This window comes from Calothrix sp. PCC 7507, assembly GCF_000316575.1.
GTDB lineage: Bacteria > Cyanobacteriota > Cyanobacteriia > Cyanobacteriales > Nostocaceae > Fortiea.
The window spans coordinates 4099090-4115038 of the sequence record NC_019682.1; the positions used below are offsets into that span (position 1 = coordinate 4099090).

General features: G+C 43.1%; 13 protein-coding genes. 5 read left to right on the forward strand and 8 right to left on the reverse strand.

Annotated elements, in window-relative coordinates:
* Positions 1-129 precede the first annotated feature (129 nt).
* Positions 130-528, forward strand: a complete 399-nt coding sequence (locus tag CAL7507_RS17460) for a hypothetical protein (RefSeq protein ID WP_015129810.1) — start codon at positions 130-132, stop codon at positions 526-528.
* A gap of 202 nt (positions 529-730) precedes the next feature.
* Here CAL7507_RS17460 and CAL7507_RS17465 read toward each other — a convergent pair whose 3' ends face one another.
* Together CAL7507_RS17465 and CAL7507_RS17470 are read right to left on the reverse strand one after the other, a co-directional pair.
* Positions 731-1708 carry an SPFH domain-containing protein gene (locus CAL7507_RS17465; protein ID WP_015129811.1) on the reverse strand — a complete coding sequence of 326 codons (978 nt, stop codon included), beginning with the start codon at positions 1706-1708 and terminating at the stop codon, positions 731-733.
* Positions 1709-1884: 176 nt separating this feature from the next.
* Positions 1885-2319: an NfeD family protein gene (locus tag CAL7507_RS17470; protein ID WP_015129812.1), complete on the reverse strand. Its 435-nt coding sequence runs from the start codon at positions 2317-2319 to the stop codon at positions 1885-1887.
* Between the two features lie 243 nt (positions 2320-2562).
* On the opposite strand from CAL7507_RS17470, the gene CAL7507_RS17475 reads away from it, so the two are divergent.
* Both CAL7507_RS17475 and CAL7507_RS17480 read left to right on the forward strand, forming a co-directional pair.
* Positions 2563-4482: a protein phosphatase 2C domain-containing protein gene (locus CAL7507_RS17475; protein ID WP_015129813.1), complete on the forward strand. Its 1920-nt coding sequence runs from the start codon at positions 2563-2565 to the stop codon at positions 4480-4482.
* Positions 4483-4970: 488 nt separating this feature from the next.
* On the forward strand, positions 4971-5243 hold the full coding sequence (locus CAL7507_RS17480; RefSeq protein WP_015129814.1) for a ferredoxin-thioredoxin reductase variable chain: 273 nt from the start codon (positions 4971-4973) through the stop codon (positions 5241-5243).
* Here the strand turns inward: CAL7507_RS17480 and CAL7507_RS17485 are convergent.
* The 6 genes from CAL7507_RS17485 to CAL7507_RS17510 all read right to left on the reverse strand — a co-directional run bounded on the left by CAL7507_RS17485 (position 5240) and on the right by CAL7507_RS17510 (position 11314).
* Complete coding sequence (locus CAL7507_RS17485) at positions 5240-5470, reverse strand: hypothetical protein (protein ID WP_015129815.1); 231 nt, start codon at positions 5468-5470, stop codon at positions 5240-5242. The genes CAL7507_RS17480 and CAL7507_RS17485 overlap by 4 nt on opposite strands.
* A gap of 243 nt (positions 5471-5713) precedes the next feature.
* Positions 5714-6505, reverse strand: a complete 792-nt coding sequence (locus CAL7507_RS17490; protein ID WP_015129816.1) for a YdcF family protein — start codon at positions 6503-6505, stop codon at positions 5714-5716.
* A gap of 458 nt (positions 6506-6963) precedes the next feature.
* A complete protein-coding gene (locus CAL7507_RS17495; protein ID WP_015129817.1) occupies positions 6964-7467 on the reverse strand; it encodes a hypothetical protein in 504 nt (167 codons plus the stop codon).
* 288 nt (positions 7468-7755) lie between these two features.
* Positions 7756-9291 carry an AAA family ATPase gene (locus CAL7507_RS17500; RefSeq protein ID WP_015129818.1) on the reverse strand — a complete coding sequence of 512 codons (1536 nt, stop codon included), beginning with the start codon at positions 9289-9291 and terminating at the stop codon, positions 7756-7758.
* Positions 9292-9520: 229 nt separating this feature from the next.
* On the reverse strand, positions 9521-9820 hold the full coding sequence (gene rplY, locus CAL7507_RS17505) for a 50S ribosomal protein L25 (RefSeq protein WP_015129819.1): 300 nt from the start codon (positions 9818-9820) through the stop codon (positions 9521-9523).
* A gap of 150 nt (positions 9821-9970) precedes the next feature.
* Positions 9971-11314, reverse strand: a complete 1344-nt coding sequence (locus CAL7507_RS17510; RefSeq protein ID WP_015129820.1) for an adenylosuccinate synthase — start codon at positions 11312-11314, stop codon at positions 9971-9973.
* Between the two features lie 949 nt (positions 11315-12263).
* Between CAL7507_RS17510 and CAL7507_RS17520 the strand changes: the two genes are divergently transcribed.
* A complete protein-coding gene (locus CAL7507_RS17520) occupies positions 12264-14783 on the forward strand; it encodes a PAS domain S-box protein (RefSeq protein ID WP_015129821.1) in 2520 nt (839 codons plus the stop codon).
* Between the two features lie 91 nt (positions 14784-14874).
* Positions 14875-15918: an adenosine deaminase gene (locus CAL7507_RS17525; protein ID WP_015129822.1), complete on the forward strand. Its 1044-nt coding sequence runs from the start codon at positions 14875-14877 to the stop codon at positions 15916-15918.
* The last annotated feature ends 31 nt before the right edge of the window (positions 15919-15949 follow it).

Here is a 15949-nt window from a genome sequence, read left to right on the forward strand (position 1 = left end):
ACAACAATTTAAAGCGATCGCCCAAAAACATCATTATCAAAATACAATCTTTTGTTAATTTCCCTGAGCCAAAATACAGCTTGATTGAGACAAACTAGCTCTAGAAGAATGTTATACAGGAGTGTTTAAATGCCACGTCAAAAACTTCGTACATCCCGCGTTCTAGAAAAAGCTGTATTGAGAACCGCCGGACTGAAAGCGATTGATCCCAACATCGATTTTGGGGATGCTTGCAATATCCAAAACCTGACACAACAAATTGAAAGGCTACGCAACAAAATCATCGATTACAACACCACGCTAGCGGTGATTGATACAACGAGAAACGAAATTGAAGAGATGGAAAAAAATTTGGGCGCTCTTTCTGAAAGAATCCTGCTAGGAGTGGCGTGGAAATACGGCAAAGACAGCAGCGAATATGAGATGGCGGGTGGTGTGCGAAAAAGCGATCGCATCCGCAAAAGCACAGCTACTCGTCTCAAAGCTGTGACAGAAGTAACAGCAGATGATAACGCTCAAAGCGCATAGTACAAAAAGGCTGAAGTATGAAGTATAAAATGAAGAGACTTGTATACTCCAATACAGTTCAGTTGAGCCACAAAACCCTCATGTAGAGACGCGATTCATTGCGTCTGAAAGCCTTTATTCCTGACGATTTGTACTACATAAAAGAAGGCAATAGGCAATAGGGAAAAAGCTATTGCTTATTGCCTTTCATGTAAGTTAGTTACTAAACGCGATTATTATTCAACCCTGGTAGCTGCTGAGTATCACCGATAATGGATTTTATTCCTTCTAAAGTAGCCGGAATAGTGCGCGGGTCCATAAACATCACCTTGCTGCTATCACTCTTACCAATTGCCGCACCCATATCTAAGTAACCTAAAGCAAACAGAACTTCGATCGCTTTGTGAGCGTCGGCGTTTGTTTTAATTTTTTGAGCAATGATTTCTGCTGATTCGGCGATCGCTTGCGCCCTCAAAACCTGTTGCTGACGTTCAGCCTGGGCGCGGAGAACGGTTGCTTTTTGTTCAGCCTCAGCCTGCAAAACTATTGATTTTTGACGGGCTTCTGCGTCTAAAATTTGAGCATCAGCCTTACCTCTAGCACTATTCACAGCCGACTCGCGATCGCCTTCAGAAGTCAAAATTGATGCCCGCTTGCGTCGTTCTGCGGACATTTGTAACTCCATCGATTCCTGCACCGCCTTTGAGGGAATCAAATCTCGCAGTTCCACCCGCGTCACTTTTACACCCCAAGGATCAGTAGCAATATCCAAATCCCGCAACAGCAGTTCATTAATTTGAGAACGAGCGGTAAACGTCTGATCTAACTCCAACTGTCCCATTTCCGAGCGAATTTGAGTCAACACCAAATTCACCATCGCCGACTGGAGATTTTCCACCTTATAATAAGCCTTCTCCAAATCAACAATCCGCCAATAAACCACCGCATCCACAGTAATCGAAACGTTATCACGAGTAATACATTGTTGTGGGGGAATATCTAAAACTTTTTCCCGGATAGTTTGTTTATAAACAACCTTATCGACGACAGGAGTAATAAAGTTCAGTCCTGGTTCCAGTTTCTTATTATAGCTACCCAATCTTTCCACCAAAGCCTCATCGCCTTGATTAATTACTCGCACCGAAGTAGCCAAAGCCGAACCGCCCAAAGCCAAAGATATTAAAAACAGTAGTGGTTCCATATCAAGTCTCCTGAATCAGTTATCAGTTATCAGTTATCAGTTATCAGTTACTTGTACTGACTTGTGCCGAGCGGAGCCGAGGTAGCGTAGTCGTAAAGCCTGCGGCATAGCTCCGCTTAGGGCGTAGCCGACGCACCAGAAGTATCAGTTGCCTGTTGACTGTTCACTGTTAAAACCTACGAATTTAAAAGGTTTTCCGGCATCACAATTAGAGTAGTGCCTTCTCTGCGAACTACATAAACTCTTTGATCAGGTGCGACACTCAGATTCTCATCATCACATCTTGCCTGCCAAGAATTACCCTCATAGAGTACCCGCCCTGTTCTTCCTGGTAGAATCTCTGTTAAAGTTTCAGCGATCGTTGCATCTTGAATTTTTGAGCTACGTCGTCGTCGCTGTACAAATCGCCGGGAACCCGCGACTAGCAAAGTGGAAAGCAATAGCCAAACCACAACCTGTAGCCATAGACTTACTAAACCTACCCGTGACAGTAGCGCCACCACAAAAGCGCTCATTCCCATCAAGAAAGTCACAAAAGCTGATGGTAAAAACAGTTCCGTTAAACACAGAGCCGATCCCGCCAGGAGCCAGATTAAGGTATAACTTGGCATAGCGCCATCCTAGAAATTAAATTCACTCAAATACATTTCTACAAAATTAAATACATTTAGGGGCTGACTGTTTACAGAAAGCAAAACATGCTATTTTTAGCATCAATTTTGATTAACGTCAGTAACAAGGTGTAGCCAGAGGTACACCAACCCAGTTTATTCTAGCCTTCAAATCTCTGGAAGGATGAAGTATGAAATAATGCCCCATCCCCAGTCCCCAGTCCCCAGTCCCCAGTCCCCAATATGATATCTACTCAACAAAAAATTTATTGCATAAATCCAGACTGCACTCAGCCAATTAACCGGTTGGGGAATCGTGTCTGTGCAAATTGTCAAACCCCCTTAGTCCAACGTTATCTTTGGGCTACTGGCTCTTTAGCTGCTAAAATTCCACCAGAAACAAATATTGCCAATAGATATGAGGTAATTACGGAAAAAATCTGGCTAGATACACAACCAGGATTAGTGCCAGATGTTCCTGAAGAACTGCCAGATGAAGTTATTCCGTATCTCAAGCTATATCAAAAACAGTTACACATTCCTCAACCCTATGGCTTAACTCGCTTAGAGGGCAGCACAAGTGATATTTTATTGCTAGAAAACGTCCCCATAGATCAGACTGGACGTATTTACCCAATACTTGCGGATGCCTGGATGCAAGCATCTGCAGTACGTCAAGTTTACTGGCTCTGGCAAATTCTGCAACTGTGGTCTCCCTTATCAGACTTGGGAGTCGCCAACAGTCTACTCATCCTGGACAATCTGCGAGTCCAAGGTTGGTGTGTGCGTTTGTTGGAACTTCACCCCACACCAGAAACCCTACAGCCTAATTTGCAGGATTTGGGGCAGTCTTGGCAGTCTTGGGTAGTGTCTGCCAAAATATCCGTAGCTCCAGAGTTACAAAATATAGTCGAGCAGATGTGCAGTGCAGAGGTGGATTTTGAGGAAATTAGTAATCAACTTAATGCCCTATTGTTATCTGCTGCTGCAGAATTGCCATTAAACCTGGAGGTAGCAGGAGCTACAGATACAGGCCCAGAACTGACACAAAACGAAGATACATGCTATCCTACTGGCTCATCCGGTAATTTAGATGACCCATTAATACCCCGTTTGTCAATTGTTTGTGATGGAATTGGCGGACACCAAGGCGGCGAGGTTGCTAGTCAATTAGCTGTACAATCCTTAAAGTTACAAATCCGTGCCTTATTAGCAGAAGTAGCCGAACAAACTGAACTAGTACCACCAAACTTGTTGGAAGAACAGCTAGAGGCTAGCTTGCGAGTAGTGAATAATGTAATTTCTGCTCGTAATGATGAACAGAAACGCCAAGGTAGAGAACGCATGGCGACAACCCTCGTTATGGCATTGCAAGTACCGCAACGGGTGGAAAGCAACTCTGAAAAACAGTTAGAAAATGCTCATGAACTCTATATAGCCAATGTTGGTGACAGTCGTGCTTATTGGATTACGCGCCACTATTGCCAAAGACTTACAGTCGATGATGATGTAGCGATGCGCGAAGTCCGCTTTGCTCGGAGTTTGTATCGTCAAGCACTCAAAAGACCAGATGCAACAGCCCTAACTCAAGCATTAGGGACAAAAGATGCTGAAGCCCTGCGGCTTTCAATTAAGCGATTTATTGTAGAAGAAGATGGCATATTGCTACTGTGTTCTGATGGTTTAAGTGACAATAACTGGGTAGAGCAATCCTGGCAAGATTACGCAGTACCAGTGTTAACAGGTAAACTGGCTCTAGAGGATGCTGTGCGTAACTGGATTAACCTGGCGAATCAAAAAAACGGGCACGATAATACATCGCTAGTGATGACTCATTGCAGCGTTTCTAGAGAATATTTAGTATCAATGACTCACTTGCAATTACCAGTGGAGATTCTCGAGTCAGAACCAGAAGAATTTTCTTTGGCAGATAGTTCACAAGTCCTACTGGATTTGGATATCACAGCAGAAACAGCCACCAGCGGAGTCAAAAAATCCAGTCGCGGTAAGCGATTATCCCTAATTGGGGGATTATTGATCTTGCTTTTGGGTGGTGCAGGTTTAGGATTATTCGCTTGGTGGCGACTTTATCCACAAGGATTCCAGCAGATGTGTGGGCAACTTCCTGACAAAGTACAACAGTTGTGCCCACCAGTTAAGTAGGGGGCTGGGGATTGCACTTCGACTTCTCTGCGAGACGCTACGCGTAGCTTGCTTCCCCGCAGGGGTACGCTCAGTGCCCAGAGATTCGGGGCAGGGGGATTAGGAATTTTACTCCTCATCTCCCCCATCTCCAAGAGTTATAATAGAAGGTCTATTTGTTGTAGAATGAAAGTTATTGTTAAAGCACATAATCGCAGTCAAGTGGGCTTTTTCGTGATATGGGACATTTCCGGAACGTTCTGGAAAATTCCTTGTAATGACAAACTCCTTGGGAAAGTTTGTTTAACTGCGAGAGATGACAAGTCAACTGTAAAGTCAAAGTACTAGGCGACTTTGGTGTGGCTGACTCATTGCTGTCAGAGCCTGCATTGGCAGGCTTTGCTTGTATAGCCTATGCAGAGGCGTTCAGCAGCCGTTGGTATTAATTTAAATGTGCAGCTTGACTATTTCGAGCAGTCTTTTTTTCAAAAAAGCAGGTTCAGAGAGGGATGGCTGTGGAGATACTTGTAGACAAAGAAAAGCTAGGTGTAAATGGTGTTATGAAAGTTGGCGATCGCGTCCGTATTATAAATTCGGTGATAGTCTACCATCATCCTGAGCATCGCAGTCAGCCTTTTGACCTTAAAGGCTCTGAAGGCGAAGTTGAAACTTTTGCAACTCAATGGCAAGGTAGACCTGTGAGTGCTAATTTGCCGATTGTAGTCAAGTTTAGTAAAAAATTTAAAGCCCATTTACGTGAAAACGAGTTAGAAATCATTTAAATTCTTGTGGAGCGGCGAAACCACTGTAATATATTCAGCTCGCCGCGCATTTTTTCGAGCTGTTGGCGATTTTGTTTTGCTGTTGTACGATACCACTGACAATAAAGGTCAAATTCTGACCGCGTCTGAACTTCTTGATAAAACTGGCGGGTTGTTTGATGAGCGCCAAAGGTTTCATCAATTTCGGGTGGAGTTGCAGGAATAATATAAGGCAGATTTTTAGACATAATGTCAGTGAGTGACGACTGCTACGTCTTGAGACGTTGAAAACTGATAACTGTTCACTGATACTTCTGGTGCGTCGGCTACGCCCTAAGCGGAGCTGTGCCGCAGGCTTTACGACTACGCTACCTCGGCTCCGCTCGGCACAAGTCAGTACAAGTAACTGATAACTGATAACTGATACTTCGACTACGCTACCTCGGCTCCGCTCGGCACAAGTCAGTACAAGTAACTGATAACTGTTGAAATTATAGCCAGCCACGCAAGCTGTAAACAAAAAGACCGATATATTCTTTTAAGGCGTTAGTAAACTGGTGCAAATTATCGGTGTCAGGTAATAAATTTAGGATTGCAGCTTTGGGAGAACTGCTGAGTTCTTGTACTTCGTTTTCACTAATGAGAAAATCAGTAGGTGCAGCAATGGCTTCAATGCCTTGACGCTGAAAAATTTTGAGCGATCGCGGCATGTGTATCGCTGAAGTAATTAATAATACTTGCCGAATATTCCGAGACTGGAGAATGTTCCGTACATTCACGGCATTTTGATAAGTATTGAGAGAATCTGGCTCTTGGACAATGGCCTGTGGTGGTATGCCAAGAGATGTGAGAATATCTGCCATATCCGCCGATTCTGAAGCACCACCACCGCGCCAATTAATGCGTCCACCACTGAGAATGATGAGCGGCGCTTTTTGTTGGCGATATAGTTGAGCTGCATAGATAACGCGATCGCCTGTTTCACTCAAATCAACACCAGGACGTGGTGGAAAAGCCGATTTAGTTGCACCACCCAAAACTACAATAGCTTCTGCATTAGGTATGGGAGTGAGTGGGATATTTTGCCATTCTAGCGATCGCACCAACCAGTGAGAAACCCAGCCGTTACTACACAAAAGTAATAAAATTAGTGCAAAGGCGATCGCACCTGCTGCAATGTGCGGTCTTTTCCACAACATCACCAACGCCACTACCAAACTTATACAAGCTAATCCTAGGGGATAAAAGAACAACGGCAGTAACTTAGAAAGATACAAAAACATAATGGGGAATGGGGAATAGGGCATTGGGCACTTGTAATGAGTGCAGTCGTAAAGCCTGCGGCATAGCTCCGCTTAGGGCGTAGCCTAGTAGTCTGTCAGGGTTGAAATGAGGGACTGTAGTGTGAGCGTCTCGCTCACGCGGGCTTTTCGTCCCGCACTACCAAAAACCCCTCAAAACAAAATTGACAAACCACTAGGCTGTTGACTTTGATGAAATTTGGTGATTTTCAGTTCATGCTATTTTCGTGAGAGTGGAAAATCTCTCTGGTGTCATTGTGAGCGGAGCGAAACAATCCCCGCGATTGCTTCGTTCCTCGCAATGACAACACATATTCTGCATGAATTTTTACCTTCTAAAAAGGCACAGAGTTAACACTCTAGGCGTAGCCTCTCGAAGAGAAGTATTGGGCATTTGTGATTTCTCACTTCCTCACTCAGTCCCCAATCCCCAATCCCCATTACCTTTCCCAAAACTTAAAATTGATACCCCCAGCAGCAGTGCGACGAAACCGACGGGTAACTCTTCTTTTTTGCTGTCTAGTACTTCTTTCGCTAGGCTGTTCAGCTGCAACATCCTCTGTAGTTTCTGCTGGTAGCTGAGTTCTCGTTTCTTCCTTGCTTCCCCACCAAGCAATAATCCAACCCCCGCCTAAAGCAGCTATTCCTCCCAGCAAAATACTTATGGGTGCTGGATATCCCAACAACGAAAAGCCAAGCAAGAAAAATAACCAATATTTCAGCGCCGCATCGATACCTTCCGAGGAAGCAATAGATTGGGGTTTGGGGTTGTTTTTGCTAGCAGTGGTGATCCAACCTAAAGTTAAACCGCCGATGATACCCAAGAAAATGCTGAAGCTTAATGAAGTCCCTGTCAGCGTTAAGATGAGTATCAAAAACGCCGCAAATATCAGTTGAGAAATGAATTCTGCAGGAAAATTGAGAAAGTTATTATTTTTGGCCATGAGTTAAACAGGGCTATTACAGTTATCAGTTACTTGTACTGAGCGTAGTCGAAGTATCAGTTATCAGTTATCAGTTACTTGTACTGACTTGTGCCGAGCGGAGCCGAGGTAGCGTAGTCGAAGTATCAGTTATCAGTTAAGTAACTCGGCACAATAAAATCAAACTATGTAAAGAAGCCTAAACCCTATTCTCTCCTGTATTCTGGCTGGTTGTTGAGCGCAGTCGAAACACTGTCTCCTGCCTTATTCCAATGATAATTATTTACGCCGACCTACTTAGTTCATTGATTACTGTTCACTGTTCACTGATAACTGATTTAGCGGTTGAGTTGTATCCAAAATTTTTACGTAAGGTTTTTCTGCATCTGTAAAAGGTTCTGCTTGCTGAAGTTGGGACGCTAATAAATCAGCGGTAGCATCAGCAATATCACCAGTGCGATTAACCAGACGTTCCTGCAAAACTTCTAGTGGTGCTGTGCAGTGGATAATTTTGAGAGGAATTTGATACTTTTCGGCGGCGGATATTGCTTCTTGTCGCAATTGTTGTCGGTCATACTTGGCATCCAAAATTACTGAAAAACCTTGATTAGCTAGTATAGTTCCCAATTCCAACAACCGTGCATAAGTTTTCTCAGTCATTTCGGGCGTATACACATCATCCCCTCCACGTTCTAACAGGGGAATTCCCGCCAAATGTTTCCGCACTGCATCTGAGCGAATGTGAATTGCTCCTAGTTGACGTGCTAAATATCGCGCTGTTGTACTCTTCCCAGAACCCGACAACCCTGACATCAAAGTTAGTTGCCCTTGCTTGGGTTTAGTATATTCCCAAGCCAGCTGATAGTATGCAGCGGCTGTTTTGCTTGCCTCCTCTTTCTCCGCCAGTGGTACACCAGGATCATCTAACAAAAATGAAGTTACCTTAGCCCGTACATAGGACTGACGGATTAAATATATAGGTAGTACCTGTAACCCTTCCCAATCACCAGTCTGCTCTACATAAGCATTTAAATACGCATTACTCAAATCCTTTCGTTGCTGTCCTTCCAAATTCATCACAGCATAAGCAATGTCATACATGACATCGACAAAGCGAAATGGCTCGTTGAACTCAATGCAATCGAACAGTAGAATTTTATCTTGCCAAAGAGCAATATTTCTGAGGTGTAAATCCCCATGACACTCACGAATGTAATTATTTTGGATTCTACTTTGAAATAGCTCTTGTCTTTCTACAAAAAACCGCTCGGTATATGCCTTAGTCTCATCAAATTGTATCTGTGTTTGCGGGCCACCGATGTATTTCTCAGTTTGCTCGTAATTCTCGTCATGAGCAGCCTTAACTTGAGGGACTTCACCAAAACTCCGAATATAATCATTAGTCTCGGTTTTGGCATGGTATTGAGCCACTACCCGTCCCAATTCTTCTAGGTCTGCCTCACTTAACTTACCATCTGCAAATAAGGAGCTAAACAGTGCTTCTTGAGGAAACTGGCGCATCTTCAGCGCATATTCGACAGGTTCTCCTGCTCCCCCCAGATGGTATTCCTCTCCCTCCAGTGTCACAGGTAGAACTTCCAAATACAATTCGCCTGCTCCTCGTTGATTCAACCGCAACTCTTCGTGACAAAAATGCTGCCGTTTTTCCAACGTAGAAAAGTCCAAAAACCCGAAATTTACGGGTTTTTTTAGCTTATAAGCATAATCTCCAGTTAACAATACATAAGAGACGTGGGTTTGAATCAATTGAATTGGTTCTGTTACTGCATGGGGATAAAATCCAGGCTGTAACATGTGTTGAATTAACGCTGGAATATTTGTCATTGGTCATTTGTCACTGGTCATTTGTCATTTGTCATTGGTCAAGAGTCAAGAGTCAAGAGTCAAGAGTCAAGAGTCAGGAGTCAACATTTATTTATTTCTCCCCCTGCTCCCTGCTCCCTGCCTCTTCATCCGCTGTTAGCTTAACAAAAAACCAGGGTTTTATCCCTGGCATCATCAGTAATTATTACAAAGAAAGAAGTGGCAAGAAGGACAATATATGCACCTAAACTTAGCCTTTAGCGGTGGCGAAAAAACTTAGGTGGTAAGTTGTACCTTTTGCTGGATGGATCTGAACTTCTCGCAGCACGGTTGTACCAGTCCACTCAAGCTCAGGAATGCTAAGTACAATCTCTGTCTTGTTGGGAGCGGCTTGTTTGAGCAGGCGCTCAACAGTTTTGGCATCAACTACTAAAGAAATTGATTCAGCACCTTTATGACCGTACAAATTGGCGGGTATTAGTCCAGAACGGCGCAAGGCTTTCGGCTTGCTACCTTCTGGTCGTTTTTGAGATTCGACTGTGATAGACATAAGAGTTGTTATTTGTCAAGGATCAACAGTTATCAGTTACTTGTACTGAGCGTAGTCGAAGTATCAGTTACTTGTACTGAGCGTAGTCGAAGTGTCAGTTATCAGTTATCAGTTATCAGGTTTACTGTTCACTGTTCACTGTTCACTGATTTAGGCGCTTAGTAAAGTAACGGGGGTGCCGTCAGCTTGCAATAAAGCGCGTTTGGGTCCGTGGATGGGGTCTTCGACGATGATGGTTTGATCGCGGCTAGCTCCTAGGGAGACGATCGCAATCGGGACTTCCATTAATTCTGCTAAGAATTTTAAATAGTCCAATGCTTGCTGGGGCAAGTCTTCTAGGGTGCGGCAGTCACTGGTTGATACCTGCCATCCTGGTAAGGTTTTGTAAATAGGGCGACACCGGGCAAATTTCCGGGAACTGGTGGGGAAGTGGTCGCAGCGATCGCCATCTATGTCATAGGCGATACAAACATTGATTTCCTCTAGTTCATCAAGGACATCCAGTTTAGTGATGGCTAAACAGTCCATACCATTAATCCGGACGGCATAGCGACCAATCACAGCGTCAAACCAGCCGCAGCGACGCTTTCTGCCGGTGGTTGTGCCAAATTCAGCGCCGCGATCGCATAACAATTCTCCCACTTTTCCGTCCAATTCGGTGGGAAATGGCCCTTCTCCTACTCGCGTTGTATACGCTTTCGACACTCCAATCACTCGGTCTATCATTGTCGGTCCTAGCCCTGTACCAACGCAAGCCCCACCCGCTACTGGGTTAGAGGAGGTAACGTAGGGATAAGTCCCATGATCTAGGTCAAGGAGTGTACCTTGTGCGCCCTCAAACAAAATATTCCGTCGCCGCAGAATTGCATCATATATTTTCAATGAGCTATCTACAACGAAAGGACGCAACCGTTCTGCATATCCCAGATACTCATTAATTACCACTTCTGGGTCGAGCGGCGGCAAGTTATAAAGCTTTTCTAGAATGGGATTTTTATAATTAATCGTCCACTCTAGCTGGTCACGTAACCCCTGGGGTTCCATCAAGTCTAAAACTCTGATGCCTATACGCTCTGATTTGTCAGCGTAGGTTGGACCAATACCTCTACCTGTTGTACCGATTTTATGACTTCCCCGTCGCTCTTCCGATGCCTGGTCAATTAATCGATGGTAGGGCATCGTGACGTGGGCTGTCTCAGAAATTAGCAGATTGGCAGTAGAAATATTTAGTTTTTCTAATTGATCGAGTTCTTTTATCAAAACCTGTGGATCAATGACTGTCCCACAGCCAATAATACACTCGGTATCTGGATACAAAATACCAGAGGGGATTAAGTGCAGTTTAAAGGTCTGACCCTTCACTACAATAGTGTGTCCAGCATTGACACCCCCTTGGTAACGTACCACTACATCTGCGGAGCGGCTGAGTAAGTCAGTTATTTTACCTTTTCCTTCATCGCCCCACTGGGCACCTATGACAATGACGTTAGCCAAAGCGTTTATTTTATAGAGGTAAAGTTTCCACAAATAATAATTATCAACATATTCCGTGAATTATGTCAAGCATATTTTTGGGAACGGGAGCAGGGAGATACAAGGAGAAATAACTAATGATTCTTCACAAATCACCAATATTTCCTTAGTAGTACAGAGTAACCAGATTTATCAGTGGAATAAATCGAAAATCCTATTGGGTAAATTTCTCAGGACTTACGCAAACAATAGCCCAGACCCTTACTTTACCGTAGGTGCAATTCATGTAGACGCGTTCGCGTAGCGTCTCGTAGAGAAGCGGCTTCCCGCGATGTATGACGACTCTTCTTGAGAACATCCAAAATATTTTGCTCTCAGCAGTAAGTATTAACTAGCGCCGTAACCCTTTTTTATTTTCAATACCTGTTCTTCCACATGATAACTATGTAGTTAGGATAAATGTGATCATTTCTTATCAGTCACTAGAAAAAAGTAAGATTTAAATTTGACTTTGGTATCATACTTGTTCCACATTACTAGCCAACATTAATCTATATTAAAAATTAGCTATGCCCATTTTCGATTTTATGTATAAAAACAATCCAAAGAAAGTGCTATATTCGTAAATCATAAATGTGCCAGATACCAGTTCAGCACAAGAGATGTGATTGATGTCAAAGCAGCATTTTTTTAGTAAAATGTAACTAGAATGACATTTTTTTAACTTGAGATTGCTGCTAAATTCTTTGAGGAGATAAAAGGCAGCTTTTAAGTGGCTCTTGTGCCTCAAGGGTACTGTGTAATTGCGGTTAGTAAAGTATTGCTAGTATGGTGAAGCTATTCTACATTTAAGATTTAACACCATAGATTTTACTATGTTACCCATGCTGCCAAGATTCTTGACTGATGTTTGGTGCTTGATTTTTGATTTTAACGGATTGGTGACATCGGCAGCATAAAGGGCGATCGCATGATGAAATTGTCTATCATCCACAAGCTGAGAGCAGTTTTCATTCTGGCATTGGCAGTGCTAGTTATTAATGCTGTAGTTTCCTATGGCAACACTATGCAGCTGATTCATGTCCAGCGATGGGTGACTGACTCTCAGGAAATTATTACTCAATTGGAAAATATCCTAGCGACAATCAAAGATGTTGAAACTGCACAACGCAGTTATTTACTATTTGCAAATGCAGAAGACTTTAAAACCTATCTTGAGGCACGTCAAAAAACTGATAGCAATCTACAAATTCTCAGCAAATTAACTCAGCAAAAGCAGGAGTTAATTTCTGAACTTGAGCAGAAAATCACCAACAGATTCAACACTCTACAAGCAGAAGTTGCTGTCTATCAAAATCAAGGGTTTGATGTAGCGCGCCAGTTAGTTTTATCTCATCGCACTCAGACTTATAGTAACGATATTCAACAGCTAATTCACAAGTTTATAGATGCCCAGAAAAATGTACTACAGCAGCGCATTCAGCAATCGCAAGTAATTTCTCACAAGTCAATTACCTCATTTTCTCTAGCTGCTTTCGTGGATTTGGTGCTGTTGGCGGTATTGTATGATTTGGTATGGCGTTACATCACCCGACTGCAGCAGACAGAATTAGCTTTGCGCCAAAGCGAAAATCGTTTGCGCGCTATCATCGATGCGGAACCAGAGTGCATCAAATTGATTGCTAGGGATGGTACTCTCCTAGAAATTAATGCTTCTGGACTGGCAATCATGGAAGTAGAAAGTGCTGATGCTTTAATTGGGAAATCTGTGTATGATGCGATCGCACCAGAATATAGAAAAGATTATCTTGCGCTCCATGAAATTGTTTGCCAAGGTGACAGAGGAACTTTAGAGTTCGAGATTGTGGGATTTAGAGGTACTCGTCTCTGGATGGAAACTCATGCTGTACCACTACTTAACGAATCTGATGGTACATTTCTACATTTGGCGGTGACGCGAGATATCACCAAGCGCAAGTTTGCAGAACAGAAAATCCGCGAACAAGCAGCGTTGCTAGATGTGACAACTGATGCAATTCTGGTGCGTAATATCCACAACCAAATCTTATTCTGGAATCAAGGTGCTGAACGTCTGTATGGCTGGAAGGCGGAGGAAGTTTTGGGTAAGAATGTTGTCGGGCTTTTGTATCATGCAACTAAGCCACAGCTACATGATGCTTTATTTACCGTCGTCAACAAAGGTGAGTGGCGGGGTGAGTTACAGCAATTGAACAAAGATGGTAGAGAAATCATCGTCGAAAGCCGCTGGACATTGGTACGAGACGAGAATGGACAAGCGAAATCCATCCTGAGTGTAAACACAGAAATTACCCAAAAGAAACAACTAGAAGCTCAACTTTTGCGATCGCAGCGTTTAGAGAGTATCGGTACTCTCGCTGGCGGTATTGCTCACGACCTCAACAACGTACTTGCTCCCGTGTTAATGTCAGTTCACCTATTGCAGCTGAAATTACCCGATCAACAGAGTCAGCGAGTGCTGCAAACTTTAGAAAAGAATGTCAGACGCGGCGCTAATTTACTCAAGCAAGTGTTGTCTTTTGCCCGAGGAATGGAAGGTAAACGGACAATTGTCCAAGTTAGACAATTGGTGCAAGAAATTGAGCAAATTGTCAAGCAAACATTCCCTAAATCCATCACCTGTCAGACAGAACTAGCAGAAAATCTCTGGTACATCTCTGGAAATACCACGCAATTGCATCAAGTGCTGATGAATTTAGTCGTTAATGCTCGTGATGCCATGCCTGATGGTGGTAGCTTGAAGATTGAAGTAGAAAATCTGGTAATTGATCAACACGATGCCCAAGTGCATCTTGATGCTCAAGAGGGTTCATATATCGCTATTTCAGTGATTGATACAGGCACAGGAATGCCACCAGAAATCCAAGAGCGAATTTTTGAACCATTTTTCACCACTAAAGAGATAGGCAAAGGCACAGGATTAGGTTTGTCTACCGCTTTAGGTATTATTAAAAACCACGGTGGTTTTTTGAATGTATATAGCGAAGTAAATAAAGGTACTGAATTCAAGGTATATTTGCCTGTCTCATCTGACAACATCACACCTGCCCTTTCTCCAGAAATAGAACCACATAAAGGAGATGGGGAGTTAATTTTAGTGGTAGATGATGAAGCCGTAATTAGGGAAATTACTAAAGCATCTTTAGAAACATATAATTATCAAGTTTTAACTGCTAATAATGGTGTAGAAGCAGTAGCAATTTATGCACAGTATCAGCAAAAGATTAGTGTAGTGTTGCTAGATATGATGATGCCCACAATGGATGGAGCGATCGCCATTCGCACGTTACAAAAAATCAATCCCCATGTCAAAATTATTGCCATTAGTGGACTGTTATCCAGTCAAAATATTGCGGAAGTCGCTGGTATGGGTGTTAAAGCATTTTTAGCCAAACCCTGTACAGCACAAGAGTTATTGCAAACTATTGGTGCGATTAACAGTCAGAATTAACAATAGCTTTATAGAATCTTTCTACAGGTATAGATTTTTTTTCTTGGGGTTTTTGTTACAATTAATGAAATTTTTCCCGACAAAAACCACTATGGCTTTATATGCTGAATTGCATCGGCATCTGGGCGGTTCGGTTGTACCTCGTGTCTTGTGGCGATATTTTGAGAGACATGGATCTGAATTAATTTCCCCCTTTGCGGACTATCCAGAATTTGAAGAATTTTATACACGTCCACGTAACACCCTAGATGAGTATCTAGAATTACATACCCTAGTAGAAAGTGTGCAAACTGTAGAAACTTTGCCCTACTTTATCTACCGCTTGCTACGGGGTGCTTATATATTTGAAAATTTGGCTTATCTGGAACTGCGCTACACTCCCTATTTGCGGACACCTGAACATCTAAGTCAATCAGAGAGAATTGACAAGATGGCAGAAATTGTCGAGGTTGTGGGACAAGCAAGTCGCTTAGAACAATACCCAATTGTTACTAGCCAAATTCTGTGTATGCACACGCGCCTACCCTATGAAGTGAATCAGGCGATTGTGAATTTAGCAGCCCAAAACCCACAGTATGTCTGTGCTATAGACGTTGCCGGGGGTGATAGTCATTATGCCGATCGCCAGGAGGAATGGATTAAGCTATATGATTATGCGCGATCGCAAGGTGTAAAAACCACAGGGCATCTTTACGAAACCACCGCCGGTTGTTTCCCAGAATTGTTACCTTATCTAATGCGGATTGGTCACGGTATTCAAATCCCTTTACTGTATCCAGAGTTACTCCCAGATGTAGCTAGACGCGGACAGTGTTTGGAAGTTTGCCCTACAACCTACATAAAAACAGGCACTTTACAAGATATACGTCAACTAAAAGTAGTTTTTGACCGCTGTTTTGATGCTGGGGTAGACATCGCCATTTGCACTGATAACGCCGGCTTACACAATGTGCGTCTACCATTTGAGTATGAAAATCTCCTGACTTACGACATTATCAGTTTTGAACAACTGCAAGCTTGTCAGGATGCAGCCTTCCGTCATGCTTTTGCTTGGCCACATGGTAAACGTCCCGCATCCTTATTGAGCGGTTTACTCAAACCTGAATCTCCAAAAGTTTTGGCGATGAGAGATTAATTAGCATGTTGTAGTCATCAAATCACGAGGG